This is a genomic window from Enterococcus hailinensis (assembly GCF_045862035.1).
In the GTDB taxonomy this organism is placed as follows: Bacteria; Bacillota; Bacilli; order Lactobacillales; family Enterococcaceae; genus Enterococcus_A; species Enterococcus_A hailinensis.
In genome coordinates, this window is record NZ_BAAFRV010000027.1 from 1 (window position 1) to 15,682 (window position 15,682).

Sequence of the window (15,682 nt, forward strand, 5' to 3'; positions counted from 1 at the left end):
TATTCAATCTGTCACATCTAAACGAAATAATATTCCTAGAAAATCACTGGATTATCGAACACCTTTGGAAGTATTTTTGAGTTACGTAAGTATTGATGATTTGTCTAACTTAATTTGACAATTAAGACATATTAAAAAAGAAAAAGCAGCAACTTAAGCTAGAAATTGATGCAAAGGTAACGACGTTGATCACGGATGAGGGAAAATTAAACCGAATCTTGACCAATTTAATTGAAAATGCCAGTAAATATTCTGGGGAGCAGACAACGATTTATTTGAAAATCACCGCTGTAGCTGGCCGAGTCATTTTTTCTGTCACGGATGAGGGCAGCGGAATTCGTCCAGAAGATCAAGCCAAAATCTTCGACCGTCTTTATCGGGTAGAAAAATCCCGTAATCCCGAAACAGGAGGCTCTGGTTTAGGACTATATATCAGCAAAAATTTGGCGGAACAATTAAATGGCCGTTTAGAAGTAGAGAGTGACTTTGGAAAGGGCAGTATTTTCCGTTTAACTTTATCAACGGAACCAGAAAAAGCAATGCCCGTGTAAAACGGGCACTGCTTTTTTCTATAGAATACTTAAATTTGTCGCTGGATCAATGATGTCTTCCAGTTGAAATTGCTGATCTTCGTAAGCCAAAGTGAAAATCGCACAATTAGGAAATGCGCGGATTAAATCCTGTTTCTCCTTCTGCCAAATCGTCTGCAAAAAACTAATACAAGCACCGTTATGAGAGACCGCTAAAACCGTCTGATGATCATCTTGCTCCATGATTTGGTGGAGGGCTTTGGTCATTCTTGTTTGAACTTGGACCATCGATTCGCCACCAAATTGTAAATAAAAAGAATCAAAATATTCCTGTCCTTGCGGTTGTAAAAATTGCTGCTCACCTTCAAAAGAACCAAACCCCATCTCCTTCAATGCTTTGAGACGCTGATAATTTTGACTGCCAGAAACGATCTCCAAAGTATCGCTGGCCCGTTCTTGGGTAGATGAGTAAAGATGATCGAAAGCGATGTTGTTTTCTTTGAAATAGTCCTTTGCCCGTCTTGCTTGTTGGATTCCTTTTTCGGTTAAAGGAGAATCACAAGCCCCTTGAACTTTTTTTAATTGATTAAACAACGTTTCCCCATGACGCATTAAAAATAATTTTTTCTTCATTTTTTATCCTCCGTTGATTCATTAACTCAATACTAGCAAATAAAAAATGAAAACGCATCAAAATTTGGAAAAGGATCAGTAAATGCTGATTTAAGACAAAAGTCCACAAAATAAAAAAACAGATTGTATAAAAAGAAAGCGGTTGCAACGAAATATCGACTATGCTACATTGGATATAGGATCGTTACTGAAGAAGGCGACACCGAATGATGTAAGTAATTACATTTATTTGGTGTCGCTTTTATTTTTTTGAGTTCTACCTCTTCGGTACACCTATTGCAATTCACCTGCTGCTATATTATCCAATGAAGTAAAAAGCTCACCGTTACTGTCCCGTTTTACATTTTTTCAGAAAGAACCATCAAGTACTTGAAAACCACATCAAAACTTAGGAAAAGGAAAGGACGATCATGAAAAATAAAAAGTGGATTAGTTTAATGATATTGGCAGCCATCGGCTTGTCGGGCTGCAGTACCGCCAGCTCAGAATCAGCAAAAAAGGAGACAGAAACAAAACAGCCCAAGTATGTCTTTTATTTTATCGGCGACGGGATGGGTGCCTCCCATAGAGGGTTAGCAGAGAACTATATGCAGTGGAAAAATCAAGATGCAAATTACAAGTTGTCCATGAACCAAATGCCGGTAACGGCTAATGTTACGACAAATTCTTTATCCAGTACGATTACGGACTCGGCTGCGGCTGGAACGGCCTTAAGTACCGGTATCAAGACGGCTACTGGTGTGATCGGAATGGATGAGAAGGGAAAGGACAACTATACGACCATTCTTGAGTCCATGCAAAAAGAAGGCTACGGGGTTGGAATGGCTACGAATGTTTCTATTACGCATGCAACGCCTGCCGCATTCGGAGCTCACGTACCTGATCGAAATGACGAGGTAACGATTGCTGATCAATACTTAAAAGCCGATTATGACTATTTAGCAGGCGGCGGTGCCCAGTATTTTCAAACGAAAGACGCAGGTGGGAAACGTGAGGATGGCAAAGACCTGGCTAAAGCGTTTGGAGAACAAGGCTACGACGTAGATAGCAGTTTAAAAGATTTTGAGGAGACAGATTTCACTAAGACCGATAAATACTTAGGAATCTATGAGCCAAAGTATTTAACGGACGTAATCACTCAGAAAAACGTTGAAAAAACATCACCGACCTTGGCTGAAATGGTCAAAGGTGGAATCGATGTCCTTTCCCAAAATGACAAAGGCTTTTTCATGATGGTGGAAGGCGGTTATATTGATGGTGCGGCCCATAATAATGATACGCCGGCAGTACTGAATGAGGTTCTTTCTTTTGAAGAATCTGTTGCGGAAGCCAAAAAATTCTATGACAAACATCCTGATGAAACGTTGATTCTGGTAACAGCAGATCATGAAACGGGCGGATTAAGTCTCGGTTATAATTCTTATAAAATGGATTTCGAAGCAGTCGATCGGGTGAAATCTTCATTCGGAAATACAATGGAATCCTACATTGAGAAGAAGGATTACGATGGATTGTATCATGCAATGGAAAAGGAATGGCATGTCAAGTTATCTGATGATGACAAAGCGTTAGTCCAAAATCGCTTAAACACCTTTCCAATCGCTGATTTAATGGCAGATATGGGGATTCCTGAATCAGAAAAAGAAAAAGCTGAGGGTATGAAGCATATGATGGGAATTGGTGGCTACGCGGCTTCACCGATCCTTTCAAAGGAAACAAAAATCGCCTGGACGACGCAAGCCCATACTGCGGAAACTGTTCCGCTTACAGCGATTGGAGTCGGTAGCAAGGACTTTGGTGAGTGTGAAGACAATACAGACATTCCTCAGACGCTTGCGGAAATTATGGATGTGAAAATCGGGAAGTGATCTGAAAAATAATTTTATAAAGCGATAATCAAGACATAGCGCCTAAAAAAGTGTACAGAGCTGCAGCAGGATCAGGGGATTGCTGGACAAGTATTGTTGTCCTTAAAAAAAATAGAGGTCGTTTAAATAATTTAGGAGAGCGACCTATCAAATCATAGCTGAAATTTATCAAAAGCGAAAATGATCTAACTAAAGATTCGGTAGAATGGAAACATTCAAACCGAATCTTTTTAATAAAATGAAAAAAAATACAAAAATCATGATTACCCGGGGAATATGGGCTGAAATCTGATTAATAATAAGAACGATTGATTCGCGATCCGGTCTTTATGTACCACGCATTAAATAACTAAATGAAGTGCCAAATACTTCGTTTTTCCGGTTTGGAAAGCGGTTGCCTTTCCTGCTGGGGGAGTGCTATAATTCTTATAGAAATAAATACAATGGATAGTGATTGCATGTAGCAAGCTAAACCTGTTAACAAATGGAGCGTTCTGAACGCTTATTTGTTGGCAGGTTTTTGACGTTTAGAATGCAAAAACACCAAATTTTAAGATAAGTGAGGAAGAACAAATGACATTTCCGAAAAATTTTTTATGGGGCGGGGCCACTGCGGCCAACCAATGTGAAGGGGCTTGGGACGTAGACGGAAAGGGCGAGAGTATTCCTGATCATATGCGGGCTGGAGGGTTATACAAACGCCGCGTAATGACGCCAACGATCGAGCCGGACGGCTATTATCCTAATCATGATGGGATCGACTTTTATCATCGCTACAAAGAAGATATTGCACTGTTTGCAGAGATGGGCTTCAAAGTATTCCGTTTGAGTATCGCTTGGTCGCGGATTTTTCCCAAAGGTGATGAAACGGAACCAAATGAAGCAGGCTTGGCCTTTTATGATAAAGTCTTTGATGAATGTAAAAAATATAATATTGAACCCTTAGTTACGATCAGTCATTTTGAACTACCGTATGCTTTGGCAGAAAACTATGGCGGTTTTGCGAATCGCAAGACAATTGATTTCTTTGTTAATTTTGCGACGACCTTATTCAAACGCTATAAAGACAAAGTCAAATACTGGCTGACCTTCAATGAAATCAACTTCGGAACCTTACCGATGGGTGGGCGCAATTTATTAGGAATTTTAGGTGAAGATGACGAACAACGTCGTTATCAAGCCTTGCATCATATGTTTATCGCTAGTGCCAAAGCGGTAAAAATTGGGCATGAAATCAATCCAGATTTCCAAATCGGCTGTATGTTGGCTTATATCACAATGTATCCCTTGACCTGTAAACCGGAGGATGTTTTGGCTAGTCAAGAGCTGGTGAAAAAGCTGAACTGGTTTTGTGGTGATGTTCAAGTCAAAGGAAAGTACCCTTACTACATGAAGAATTATTTTGCGAAGCACGGTATTCAAGTTGACTTTGAAGCCGACGATGAAGAGATCTTGCAAGAAGGAACGGTGGATTATTATACTTTTTCTTATTACATGACCAGCTGTGTGGCCGCAACGATTGGTGAAAGCGATGATCGTGTTGGTGGCAATCTGTTTGGCGGTGTGAAAAATGAATACCTAGAAACGAGCGAGTGGGGTTGGCAAATTGATCCAGTTGGACTGCGTTTCACGTTGAATGAGCTGTATGACCGTTATGAAATTCCACTGATGATTGTGGAAAATGGTCTGGGGGCAGTCGATAAAGTCGAGGCAGACGGTTCGATCCATGATGACTATCGAATTGATTACTTCCGCCGTCACATCGAGGAAATGAATAAAGCAGTCGAAGATGGGGTGAATCTGATCGGTTATACACCGTGGGGCTGCATTGATCTCGTTTCTGGCGGAACCGGGGAAATGTCGAAACGCTACGGCTTCATTTACGTTGATAAAGACGACGAAGGCAATGGAACTTTCAATCGCAGCAAAAAAGATAGCTTTGAATGGTATAAAAAAGTAATTGCAACCAACGGCGCAGATTTAGCTTCGGAATAATAAAAAAGATGGACACCTTAAAGTTGAGGGTCCATCTTTTTTATTCAACTTAAACAGATTTCACTTGTTTGTCTCGGATTAAAACAAGGCTAGAAATGGCGCCAATCAATAACAAGATGGCGATTAAGAAATTGGCGTTTTTCATACCATGATTGTAGGCCGTGAAGACCATTTCTTTCACTTGATCAAAAATCGGTAACTGACTGTATGCCTTAGCTTGCGTATTTTCAAAAAGCTGGCGTCCGGCAAAGGGGCCGGCTTTGTGTAGTAAGGCTGTTAGTTGTTCTTTGATGGCTGTTGGGACCATCGTCAATTTAGCTAAACTTTGGTTAAGATTGCTGTTGTAGCCGTTTGTAACACTAATCCCTAGCATCACCACGCCAAAGGAGATTCCCACTTGACGAAAGACATTTAAAATTCCTGAAGCCATTCCGACTTGCTCTTCATTCACCGCACTCATAGCTGCGTTTGAAATCGGTGGATTGACTAAGGCGTTGCTGATCCCTAAAAGAATAAAGCCGGGCATTAGATAATCCCATTTGAAAGGGACTTTAATCATCTGATTAATGACTAAGACACCCGCCATCCCAATTAATAAAGCGATGGAAATCAACCAGCGATTTCCGATCTTCCCAGAGATCAAACCAGTGATCGGACCTAAAACTAGCGTAAAGACACTAATGACTAATAATTTTAGTCCGGTTTCAAAAGCACTATAGCCCATATAGCTTTGCAACAGGATCGAAAGATAAGTAAAGCCACCATAGAGTCCCGCCCCTAGCGTGAAAGCGGCGATATTCGCGCCAACAAAAGAAGACGAATGGAACATTTTCAAATCAATCATTGGTTCTTTGACTTTTCCCTCAACCAAAATGAAGAATAGCAATGAAAGGACAGCGACTGCGAACAAGGTCATGATCCGCCAATCCGTCCAAGCATAATCACTGTGGGTTTCCTTTTGAATCAAGACGAACACAGTGCTGAAAATCATGGACGTGCTAAAAAGCAAACCAAGCAGATCGATTTTTCCAGCGGATTTTTTGTTGGTGTCCTGGATCGTGATCGTACCTAGAATCAATGCTAGCAATCCTACCGGTAAATTAATCAAAAAAATCGAGCGCCAACCAAGTGCGTCAACTAAAACGCCACCGATCAGTGGACCGCCGGAAACCGCCAGACCCACCGCGCTACTCCAAATTCCCAGAGCTAATCCCCGTTGTTTTTCAGGAAAAGCTGAAGTAACGATCGATAACGAAAGCGACATCATCGCCGCACCGCCAATTCCTTGGAAGCCGCGGAAAATATTTAAAGCCAGGTTGCTATTAGCGAGTCCGCTGGCTAATGATCCTACCATAAAGATTGCTAAGCCAAGCAAAAATACTTTTTTCCGACCAAGCAGATCGCCTAATTTAGATAAAGGCAGTAGGGCAATCGCATAGATTAGCGTATAGGCATTCAATACCCATTGTAAATTGCTGAAGCTGCCGGAAAAACTTTTTTGAATCTCAGGCAGCGCGACATTGACGATTGTAATATCCAACATCGCCATAAAGACTGCCAAACTAACTGTTCCTAAAATCCACCATTTGTTACGTGTTTCCTTCATTTTCAAAAATCCTTCTTTCAATCATCAATAATTATTCGTGCGCATAAATGCATATATGATCCAAAAGCAAACACTCCTTAGATTTGATTCAGGAGTGCTTTCATATTGTCTGAAGCAGACTCAAATTTATTGGCAATTTGTTCTTTATCGACTCTGTAATAGACTTCGCGTCCTTCTTTTCTGCGATGTACAGCGCCAAAGCGATTCATATAGTCTAAGTGACGTGAGATTCCTGAACGGTTTTGCGGGAAATTCTCTGCGATTTCACCGATGGATAATTCGCCGGTACTTGCTAAAAAAATCAGCAGTTCACTACGAACAGGATCACAAATCGCGCGAAAGAAATCAATATCAACACTGTCTTGAATCAGTTGACGACATTTTTCAGGATCATATTTTGCTTTCATGGGGCACCTCCACACTTTTTATTATATGCACCTGTGCGCACATGTCAATCAAAATCTATCGTTCATTTTAATACAAGCGTTTTCATTGCCTTTTTTACGTTAGCAGTTCATACTAAACGAAAATTTGATTGGAGTGAAGAACATGGCGACAATGGTATTTGTTAATTACCCCGTGAAAGATGTACAGGCCTCCACAGAATTTTATGAAAAGTTGGGATTTAAGAAGAACGAAGATTTCTCCAATGAGCAATCTAGCTCAATGGTCTGGGATGATAATTTTTGGATTATGTTGTTAGAATACGATTTTTATAATTTATTTTTGAAAGGGAAGAAGATCGCAGACACTCGAACACAAAGTGGAACGCTGACAGCTTTTTCAGTGGAAAGTCCAGCGGTGGTAAAAAAAATCGCGGAAGCCGCGAAGGCCAACGGTGGAAGTTACCATTCTGTTGAAATGGATATGCAAGAAGATCAAATGTTTAGTTTGGAAGTCGTTGATCTTGACGGTAATCAGTTTGAGCCAGTTTGGATGAATTTGGGATAAAAAAGTTAACAATAGCCAAGCCACCAATGATTCATGGCTTGGCTGTTGTTTTTTAAAAAATTCAAGACCTATAAAGATAGTGTAAAGAAAACTCTTCAAGTTTCACACTATCTTTAGGTCTTTTTTTTTATGCTTTGAGTGTAAAGAAGAGTTTCATTGGGAAAGGAAGAGGAGTCGTATGACGATTATTTTAGGAATTATTGGTTTTTTATTAATGGTCTATCTTTTTTGGTGCTTGTTTAAGGGGGAAGACTTATGAGTAGTATCATCTATCAAGGCTTATTCTTCTTAGCTGTTCTAATAATTTTGGCAGTTCCACTAGGTTGGTACATCAAAGAAGTAATGCAGGGCAAACTTCCGCGAGGAGCTCGTTTTCTTCAGCCGGTGGAGAGCTTCTTTTATAAAGCGATCGGTCCACTTAGTAAAAAAGAGATGACGGCGCGGCGCTATGCGTTAAACGTCATTGTGCTGAGTATTTTTTCTTTGATCTTGCTGATAGTGATATTACTGACGCAGCATTGGCTGCCGGGAGGGAGTGACGTAAAGAATTTGTCACTGCCTTTAGCAATAAATACCGCGGTCAGTTTCGTAACGAATACGAACTGGCAGGCTTACGCCGGCGAAACCACATTATCCAATACGACACAAATGTTTGGGCTGACGGTACAAAATTTTGTTTCCGCAGCGGTAGGAATTTCGGTATTAGCCGCATTTTTGCGAGGACTATCACAAACAAAGGAACGCTTACTGGGAAATTTTTGGCAAGACATGACCCGCAGTTTGGTCTATATTTTGTTGCCAATTTCCCTTATTTTAGCCCTTGTATTGATTTCTCAAGGGACGATCCAGACCTTTCAAACAGGACAGAGCTATCAAAGTTTAGCAGGGAAAAATCTCTGGCTGTATCTCGGTCCGGTAGCCAGCCAAGTGGCAATCAAGCAATTAGGGACGAATGGCGGTGGATTCTTCGGTGCCAATTCGGCTTATCCTTTTGAGAATCCGACGCTCATGACGAACTTTTTAGAAAACTTAGCGATCCTCTTGATTCCGGCGGCCTTGATTTTTGCCTTTGGCTTTTGGATGAAGGATTGGAAACAAGGTCGTACAATTTTGATCGTGTCAGTGTTTTTTGTATCGCTGGCTTTCATTGGAGTGGCCTTCAACGAATATTATGGCCCGCAGTTTGCCCATGTACTGGGGTCCACCAACTTGGAAGGAAAGGAAGTCCGCTTTGGGGTGGGATGGTCCAGTTTGTGGGCGATCGGGACGACCGCCGCTTCCAATGGCTCGGTCAATGCCATGCTAGACAGTTTCACGCCTTTTGGCGGAGCGATCCCGATGTTTTTGATGCAGCTGGGGGAGATTATTTTTGGCGGGGTCGGCAGCGGATTGTACGGCATGCTGGCGTTCATTTTATTAGCTGTTTTTATCGCCGGACTATTAGTCGGCCGGACGCCGGAGTATTTAGGTAAAAAAATCGACGCCTTTGACATCAAAATGGCGAGCTTAGTTATTTTGACGCCCTTGATGCTGACGCTTTTTGGCGCGATGGCGCTAGTCCTGCATCCCGATGTTTTAGGTTGGCTGACCAATCGCGGGCCTCATGCGTTTAGCGAGCTGCTTTATGGAGCTACCTCATTGGGCAATAATAACGGCAGTGCCTTTGGCGGGTTATTGGCGGATACGACTTATTTGAATCTAGTCGGCAGTCTCATGATGTGGATTTCAAGATTTTTACCGATTGTCGCCATTTTATTACTGGCGGAGAACATGGGAGGCAAGAAACGAGCGGCGTTAAGCTCCGGTACCTTATCGACCGTCAGTCCGACCTTTATGTCGATGCTGATCATTGTGATTTTAGTGATCGGTGCCTTGAGCTTTTTACCAGCGATGGCGTTAGGACCGATCGCCGAATTTTTCACAGTCAAGTAGAGGGAGCGAATAGAAATGAAAAAAATTTATTTGTGGGCAGCGAAGCAGGCATTTAGAAAATTAGACCCGCGTCAACAAATTAGAAATCCTGTTATGTTTGTGGTCTATCTAGGCGCACTCGTGACGACGATCTTATGTTTTTACCAGACAGGCGTACCTTTAGGGTTCAGTCTATCGGTCACCGTTTTTTTATGGCTGACGCTGTTATTCGCCAACTTTGCGGAGGCGGTGGCAGAAGGCCGGGGAAGGGCTCAGGCGGACAGCTTGAAGCAAGCGAAGAAAGAAGTCATGACCTATATGATCACGCAGCTTTCGGACATTAAAGAGGAAAACTTCACGGAGCTGCGTTCTTCAGATTTGAAGCGAGGGGACCTCGTCTATGTTCGCTCTGGCGAACAGATTCCTGCCGACGGTGACGTTATTGAAGGCGCGGCTTCGGTGGATGAAAGTGCCATTACAGGGGAATCCGCTCCGGTGATCCGAGAATCTGGTGGGGACCGCAGTGCCGTCACCGGTGGAACGACGGTTGTTTCTGATTATTTGGTGATTCGCGTAACCTCTGAAAATGGACATTCCTTTTTAGATAAAATGATCGCGATGGTCGAAGGAACCCAGCGGAAAAAGACGCCCAATGAAATCGGATTGCAGATTTTTCTGATTACCTTGACGATCATTTTTCTTACGGTTTCTATCACGCTCGTCCCTTTCACCGAGTTTAGCAGTCAGCTTTCTGGTAAGGGTAATGCGTTGTCGTTGATCATCGTGATTGCGTTGCTGATTTGTTTGGCGCCGACAACGATTGGAGCATTGATCTCGTCTATCGGGATCGCCGGCATGAGTCGTTTGACGAAGGAGAATGTTATCGCCATGAGCGGCCGAGCGATCGAAGCAGCGGGCGACGTGGATGTGCTTTTACTGGACAAAACAGGAACCATCACTTTGGGGAATCGCCGAGCCAGCGAATTTTTACCCGTGAATGGGATCAGCGAAAAAGCGTTAGGTGACGCCGCACAATTATCGTCATTGGCAGATGAGACGGCGGAGGGCCGCAGTATCGTGATCTTAGCAAAGGAACGATTTGATTTGCGGGAACGAGAATTTCAACAGACGGAAGTTAAATTTATTGATTTTAGCGCAAAGACCCGTATGAGCGGGATCGACTACCGTGGCGATGAAATTCGTAAAGGTGCCGCGGATACTATAAAAAAATATGTACTTAGTCAAGGTGGAAATTATCCAGCAGAATGTGACGAAATCGTTGCTAAAATCGCTCGTGCCGGTGGGACGCCTCTTGTGGTCATCAAGAATCAGCAAGTAATGGGTGTTGTCTATTTGAAAGATATCGTCAAAAATGGCGTAAAGGAAAAATTCTCGGATATGCGAAAAATGGGCATCAAAACAATCATGATCACCGGAGATAATCCTTTGACTGCCGCAGCGATCGCGGCTGAAGCGGGGGTCGATGATTTTCTAGCTGAAGCGACGCCGGAAAATAAAATGGATCTAATTCGCCAATACCAAGAGAAGGGTCATTTGGTCGCGATGACTGGCGATGGGACCAACGATGCTCCCGCGTTAGCCCAGGCTGACGTAGCAATGGCGATGAATACGGGGACCCAAGCGGCCAAAGAAGCAGGCAATATGATTGATCTGGATTCAAGTCCGACGAAATTATTGCAGGTCGTTCGTATCGGTAAGCAGCTGTTGATGACTCGCGGGGCGCTGACGACCTTCAGTATCGCCAATGACATCGCGAAATATTTCGCGGTCATTCCGGTATTATTTTACGGCATCTATCCGCAGCTAGAGCGGTTGAATATTATGGCGTTAGGCAGTCCCTTGACCGCGATTCTTTCGGCGGTAATCTATAATGCGCTGGTGATCGTCGCCTTGATTCCTTTAGCGTTAAAAGGGGTGGCCTATAAAGAAAAACCCGCCAGCCAGATTTTACGTCATAATTTACTGATTTATGGTTTGGGTGGGATTATTGCGCCCTTTATCTTTATCAAAGTGATCGACCTACTTCTGTCACTGATTATTTTATAGGAGGAATAGACGATGAAAAAAAGTATCGCCAGCAGCTTGCGTTTTCTATTGTTAAGCATATTGGTTTTCGGCGGGCTTTATACCGCGTTGGTAACTGGTTTAGGACAATTATTTTTTCCTCAAGAAGCCAATGGCAGTCAGATAATTGTCAAAGGAAAGACTGTTGGTTCAAAGTTGATTGGTCAGGAATTTGATCAGCCGCGTTATTTTTCTGGTAGACCGGAAAAAGTCAGCCAGCTTTCGCCGGTTTCTACAGAACAAGGGAAAAAAGTTGCGGATCGAACCAAGCAGCAATTGCAAGAAAATCCCACTGAAAAACAAGTGCCCAATGATTTAGTCACGGCTTCAGCCAGTGGGGTCGATCCCGATATCAGTGTAGCAGCGGCGGAATTTCAAGCCAATCGGATCGCCAAGGAGCGTCAGACGAATCCTGGCAAGATCCATGCTATAATAGAAAAAAATAGCCAGAAGGACTGGTTTTCACAGCGGCGTTTCGTGAATGTCTTAGCCTTGAATTTGGCTTTGGACCGCGCAATGCCAATAAAATAGCTTTTTACGATTCTCTAGTCAGTGGTGGTTAGAGAATCGTTCTATATAGGTAGAAAATAAGCAGAAAAGAGGGATCAACAGAATGGATGGGAAGGAACAACAAGCGGACCGCGCACCATCCGGTGACGGCACTCGCGGCAAGCTGCGGGTCTTTTTCGGTTTTGCTGCGGGAGTGGGAAAAACGTACGGGATGCTGTCAGAAGCCCATGAGCTTTTATTAATGGGAAAAAATGTCGTGGTAGGCTATATCGAGCCTCACGATCGACCGGAGACGAATTGTTTGCTGGCCGGCTTGCCTCAGATTCCACCTAAAGAAATCCCGTATAAGCAGATTTTATTAGCTGAACCAGATATAGATGAAATCATTCGTCAAGCTCCTGAAATCGTTTTGATCGACGAGCTGGCCCATACCAATGCGGAAGGCTCTCGTAATCGAAAAAGATATCAGGATATCGAAGAGCTGCTTCACGCGGGAATCGATGTTTTTACAACCGTCAATGTTCAGCACATTGAAAGCTTGAATGACATCGTGGAAGAAGTTACTGGTATCGAGGTGAAGGAGACGGTCCCCGATACTTTTTTTCAGCAGGCGACTTTGAAAGTGATCGATGTCGAGCCGGATGAATTGATCTCTCGGCTAGAGCAGGGAAAAATCTATTCAGATGTCAATGCGCAGCGAGCATTACAGAATTTTTTTATCCCACAAAAGCTTGACCAGCTGCGAGGCTTAGCGATTCAACGAGCCTCTGACCATATCAATCGCTTCAGCGGAAAGACGATCCGAATTCAAAGTAAGTTGCTGACTATCGTAGACAATGGGTTTCCCCGAATGACAGAAAAATGTCTCCGTTGGACCGCCCGACTAGCACAAGGTTTAGGCGCCGAATGGATGGTGATCCAGATTCGTTCCCAAGAATTGCCGATGACGAAGATACCTTTGGCTGAGAAGCTGGGGGCGGAGGTGATCAGCATTGAAGAGGACGGCAGTTTTGAAACCATTGTTGAGTATGCCAAAATGACTGGCATCACGGATATTATTATGGGGAAAAATTTGCAGCAGCCGTGGTATGAAAAAATGTTTGCTGAAGACTTAGAGGATCGGCTGTTGAAACGTTTGGCAGATACCGAGCTGCATCTGATCCCTTTTCAAGAAGTGAAAACATCTTTCGGGTTTAGAACCCATAAAGTAATCGAAGGCGGCGGAAAGGATCTGGTGATCGCTTTAGGCGGTGTGTTTTTAGCGACGCTTGTGACGGAATTGATGCAATACTTGCATGTTGGTGATCAAAATCTGATGCTGATGTATATTTTTTTCATTTTGCTAGTGGCTCGTGTGACTTCGGGTTATTTTTGGAGCGCGTTGGCGTCGATTTTAAGTGTCTTGTCTTTTAACTGGTTTTTCGTCGAACCGTTGTATTCTTTGACTGTTTATAAGCAGGGCTATCCCTTTACTCTTGTGATCATGTGCGTTGTGGCGATCATGATCAGCAATTTGATGGTTCGCCTAAAAAAACAAGCGGAGAAGGCAATGGAAAAGGAACATCAAATGGAGATTCTCCATGAATTGAACAAACAATATGTTCTGGCCGAGAGCCGTCAGCAGATTTTTGAGATCAGCTCTACGTATCTAGCGCGACTGCTAGAGCGGGAGGTAGTGCTGTTTGATTCTAAAGGACAGGTTAAAAGCGTTCATTTTCCGGCGGGGCAAAGCTCCTACCTTAACAGCAAGGAAGAAGCAGCTGTGGCTTTTTGGACTGCCAAAAATCAGATGGAGGCAGGCAATGGAACAGATACATTAGTTGGCGCGAAAGGCTTTTATCTGCCAGTGATTGCCAGCGGCAAAACGTTAGCAGTGCTGGGGATTCAGCGTAGCATTCAGCGTGAGTTGGAAAATGATCAGTTGAATTATTTGAAACTGGTCTTGACTCAAATGGCGGCGATTTTGGAACAGACGGATTTGAAAAATGAAAAGGAAAAAATCGAGTTAGAGAATGAACGAGAAAAGGTCCGCAGTAATTTACTGCGGGCAGTCTCACATGATCTGCGCAGTCCCTTGACTGCGATCTCTGGAATCGCGGAGACGTTAGAGAACACTACTGATCTGAAAAAAGCCACTCAAAAAAAATTACTGAAAGATATCCAAAGTGAAGCGCAATGGCTGATTCGCATGGTAGAAAATCTATTGTCGATCACTCGAATCAATATGGATACTAGGAAGGTGGAAAAAAGCGCCGAACCAGTGGAAGAGATCATTGAGGCGGTCTATGACCATTTGAAAAAGGTTTATCCTGAGCGACAGGTTGAGGTGACGTTGCCGAAAGACATGATTTTTGTCCAAGTCGATCCAATTTTGATTGAACAGGCGTTGTTTAATTTAGTAGAAAACGCGCTGCGTCATGGTCAACAAGACCAGCCAGTGTCATTAGGTGTTTATCAAGCAGCGGGGCAAACGATTTTTCAAGTGGAGAATCAGGGCGAGATCCCGTTGAAGCAGTTCCAAAAAATCCAAAATAATCTGGCCAGCACTAGTGAAGTGCCGGTGGATTCAAAAAATGGGTTAGGGATCGGCTTGAGTATCGTTAAAACAATCATTCACGCTCATAATGGAAAAATGGAAATGATCGTCGCTGATGGTCGGACGATCGCAAAATTGTATTTGAAGTAACTGAAATAGCGAGGGAGACGGATGGAAAAAACAATTTTATTGATTGAGGATGATCCGAATATTACTGACTTCATGGAGGTAATTTTCCAGCAGGAGCGGTACCAGCTGGCGGTCGCAGCCAACGGAATGGAGGCGCTAAATGCCTTTCAAACCACCTCATTTGATCTGGTGCTGCTGGACTTAGGACTGCCGGATATTGACGGGATCGATCTGTTGAAAATTTTGCGTAAGCGAATGAGGCTGCCAATCATTATTATTTCGGCTCGTAAAAATGAAAATGAGAAGGTAAAGGCCTTGGACCTTGGAGCAGACGACTATGTCACAAAGCCTTTTGGTACCGGCGAACTGCTGGCTCGCATTCGCACGGCGTTACGGCATCAAGATACGAATGTTGATCAGCAGGCAGTGATTGAAAATAAGGATTTGAAGATCGATTTTGATAAGCAACTAGTTTATAAAGAAGGTCATGAGATTCATCTCACCAAAAATGAGTATCGCATCTTAGCGTTGATGTTTAAACAGCTAGGCAAGGTCGTGACCTATCAGACCTTGATGACAGAAGTATGGGGTCCTTACAGTGATGATTCCCAGACGTTGCGGGTGAATATGTCGAATATCCGCAAAAAAATCGAAATCAATACGTTGAAGCCAGAGTATTTGATCACCGAGATCGGTGTCGGCTATCGACTTCGAGATCATCGTTTAGAATAAAATAAATAATTTTTTACGATGATTATAGACAGCTGAAAAATCCCCTTCAAGCCGAATAGTTAGAATTACTCACGCCGATTGTAAAATTAAGCTAGACAACTAAAAAAGCCATTTGTGCTACACTCAAAATAGTTCTGACCAAAGAATTATAAGGAGTGAGTACAAATGACCTATACCCATCTTACAACGGATGAAC

General features: G+C 43.1%; 12 protein-coding genes and 1 pseudogene. 10 read left to right on the forward strand and 3 right to left on the reverse strand.

Annotated elements, in window-relative coordinates:
• Both ACKTSC_RS12560 and ACKTSC_RS12565 read left to right on the forward strand, forming a co-directional pair.
• A pseudogene (locus ACKTSC_RS12560) lies at positions 1-118 on the forward strand (IS30 family transposase); the annotation flags it as partial.
• Positions 119-185: 67 nt separating this feature from the next.
• Positions 186-551: a sensor histidine kinase gene (locus ACKTSC_RS12565; protein WP_326931333.1), complete on the forward strand. Its 366-nt coding sequence runs from the start codon at positions 186-188 to the stop codon at positions 549-551.
• Positions 552-569: 18 nt separating this feature from the next.
• On the opposite strand, the gene ACKTSC_RS12570 is transcribed toward ACKTSC_RS12565, so the two are convergent.
• Positions 570-1,163: a histidine phosphatase family protein gene (locus ACKTSC_RS12570; RefSeq protein WP_313631475.1), complete on the reverse strand. Its 594-nt coding sequence runs from the start codon at positions 1,161-1,163 to the stop codon at positions 570-572.
• Positions 1,164-1,573: 410 nt separating this feature from the next.
• On the opposite strand from ACKTSC_RS12570, the gene ACKTSC_RS12575 reads away from it, so the two are divergent.
• On the forward strand, positions 1,574-3,031 hold the full coding sequence (locus ACKTSC_RS12575) for an alkaline phosphatase (RefSeq protein WP_326931332.1): 1,458 nt from the start codon (positions 1,574-1,576) through the stop codon (positions 3,029-3,031).
• A gap of 573 nt (positions 3,032-3,604) precedes the next feature.
• The gene (locus ACKTSC_RS12580) at positions 3,605-5,026 is read left to right on the forward strand and encodes a glycoside hydrolase family 1 protein (RefSeq protein ID WP_326931331.1); all 1,422 of its coding nucleotides are present in this window, start codon (positions 3,605-3,607) and stop codon (positions 5,024-5,026) included.
• Positions 5,027-5,075: 49 nt separating this feature from the next.
• Here ACKTSC_RS12580 and ACKTSC_RS12585 read toward each other — a convergent pair whose 3' ends face one another.
• Complete coding sequence (locus tag ACKTSC_RS12585; RefSeq protein ID WP_326931330.1) at positions 5,076-6,632, reverse strand: MFS transporter; 1,557 nt, start codon at positions 6,630-6,632, stop codon at positions 5,076-5,078.
• Positions 6,633-6,709: 77 nt separating this feature from the next.
• The gene (locus tag ACKTSC_RS12590; protein ID WP_071862480.1) at positions 6,710-7,039 is read right to left on the reverse strand and encodes an ArsR/SmtB family transcription factor; all 330 of its coding nucleotides are present in this window, start codon (positions 7,037-7,039) and stop codon (positions 6,710-6,712) included.
• A gap of 142 nt (positions 7,040-7,181) precedes the next feature.
• Between ACKTSC_RS12590 and ACKTSC_RS12595 the strand changes: the two genes are divergently transcribed.
• The 6 genes from ACKTSC_RS12595 (at position 7,182) to ACKTSC_RS12620 (ending at position 15,486) form a co-directional block, all read left to right on the forward strand.
• Positions 7,182-7,583, forward strand: a complete 402-nt coding sequence (locus ACKTSC_RS12595) for a VOC family protein (RefSeq protein ID WP_071862481.1) — start codon at positions 7,182-7,184, stop codon at positions 7,581-7,583.
• A gap of 255 nt (positions 7,584-7,838) precedes the next feature.
• Positions 7,839-9,515, forward strand: a complete 1,677-nt coding sequence (kdpA, locus tag ACKTSC_RS12600) for a potassium-transporting ATPase subunit KdpA (protein ID WP_313631480.1) — start codon at positions 7,839-7,841, stop codon at positions 9,513-9,515.
• Positions 9,516-9,530: 15 nt separating this feature from the next.
• A complete protein-coding gene (gene kdpB / locus ACKTSC_RS12605) occupies positions 9,531-11,561 on the forward strand; it encodes a potassium-transporting ATPase subunit KdpB (protein WP_326931329.1) in 2,031 nt (676 codons plus the stop codon).
• Between the two features lie 12 nt (positions 11,562-11,573).
• Entirely contained in the window at positions 11,574-12,110 is a 537-nt protein-coding gene (locus ACKTSC_RS12610; protein WP_326931328.1) for a potassium-transporting ATPase subunit C, read from the forward strand.
• Between the two features lie 82 nt (positions 12,111-12,192).
• Positions 12,193-14,775, forward strand: a complete 2,583-nt coding sequence (locus ACKTSC_RS12615; RefSeq protein WP_326931327.1) for a sensor histidine kinase KdpD — start codon at positions 12,193-12,195, stop codon at positions 14,773-14,775.
• A gap of 21 nt (positions 14,776-14,796) precedes the next feature.
• Positions 14,797-15,486, forward strand: coding sequence for a response regulator transcription factor (locus tag ACKTSC_RS12620; protein ID WP_326931326.1), 690 nt, complete (start codon positions 14,797-14,799; stop codon positions 15,484-15,486).
• Positions 15,487-15,682: the final 196 nt, after the last annotated feature.

What these genes read in the sequence shown, in the direction of transcription:
- ACKTSC_RS12570 (WP_313631475.1), bottom strand. Translation starts at nt 1,163, where the DNA reads ATGAAGAAAAAATTATTTTTAATGCGTCATGGGGAAACGTTGTTTAAT.
- ACKTSC_RS12580 (WP_326931331.1), top strand. Translation starts at nt 3,605, where the DNA reads ATGACATTTCCGAAAAATTTTTTATGGGGCGGGGCCACTGCGGCCAAC.
- kdpA (WP_313631480.1), top strand. Translation starts at nt 7,839, where the DNA reads ATGAGTAGTATCATCTATCAAGGCTTATTCTTCTTAGCTGTTCTAATA.
- kdpB (WP_326931329.1), top strand. Translation starts at nt 9,531, where the DNA reads ATGAAAAAAATTTATTTGTGGGCAGCGAAGCAGGCATTTAGAAAATTA.
- ACKTSC_RS12575 (WP_326931332.1), top strand. Translation starts at nt 1,574, where the DNA reads ATGAAAAATAAAAAGTGGATTAGTTTAATGATATTGGCAGCCATCGGC.
- ACKTSC_RS12595 (WP_071862481.1), top strand. Translation starts at nt 7,182, where the DNA reads ATGGCGACAATGGTATTTGTTAATTACCCCGTGAAAGATGTACAGGCC.
- ACKTSC_RS12610 (WP_326931328.1), top strand. Translation starts at nt 11,574, where the DNA reads ATGAAAAAAAGTATCGCCAGCAGCTTGCGTTTTCTATTGTTAAGCATA.
- ACKTSC_RS12585 (WP_326931330.1), bottom strand. Translation starts at nt 6,632, where the DNA reads ATGAAGGAAACACGTAACAAATGGTGGATTTTAGGAACAGTTAGTTTG.
- ACKTSC_RS12615 (WP_326931327.1), top strand. Translation starts at nt 12,193, where the DNA reads ATGGATGGGAAGGAACAACAAGCGGACCGCGCACCATCCGGTGACGGC.
- ACKTSC_RS12620 (WP_326931326.1), top strand. Translation starts at nt 14,797, where the DNA reads ATGGAAAAAACAATTTTATTGATTGAGGATGATCCGAATATTACTGAC.
- ACKTSC_RS12590 (WP_071862480.1), bottom strand. Translation starts at nt 7,039, where the DNA reads ATGAAAGCAAAATATGATCCTGAAAAATGTCGTCAACTGATTCAAGAC.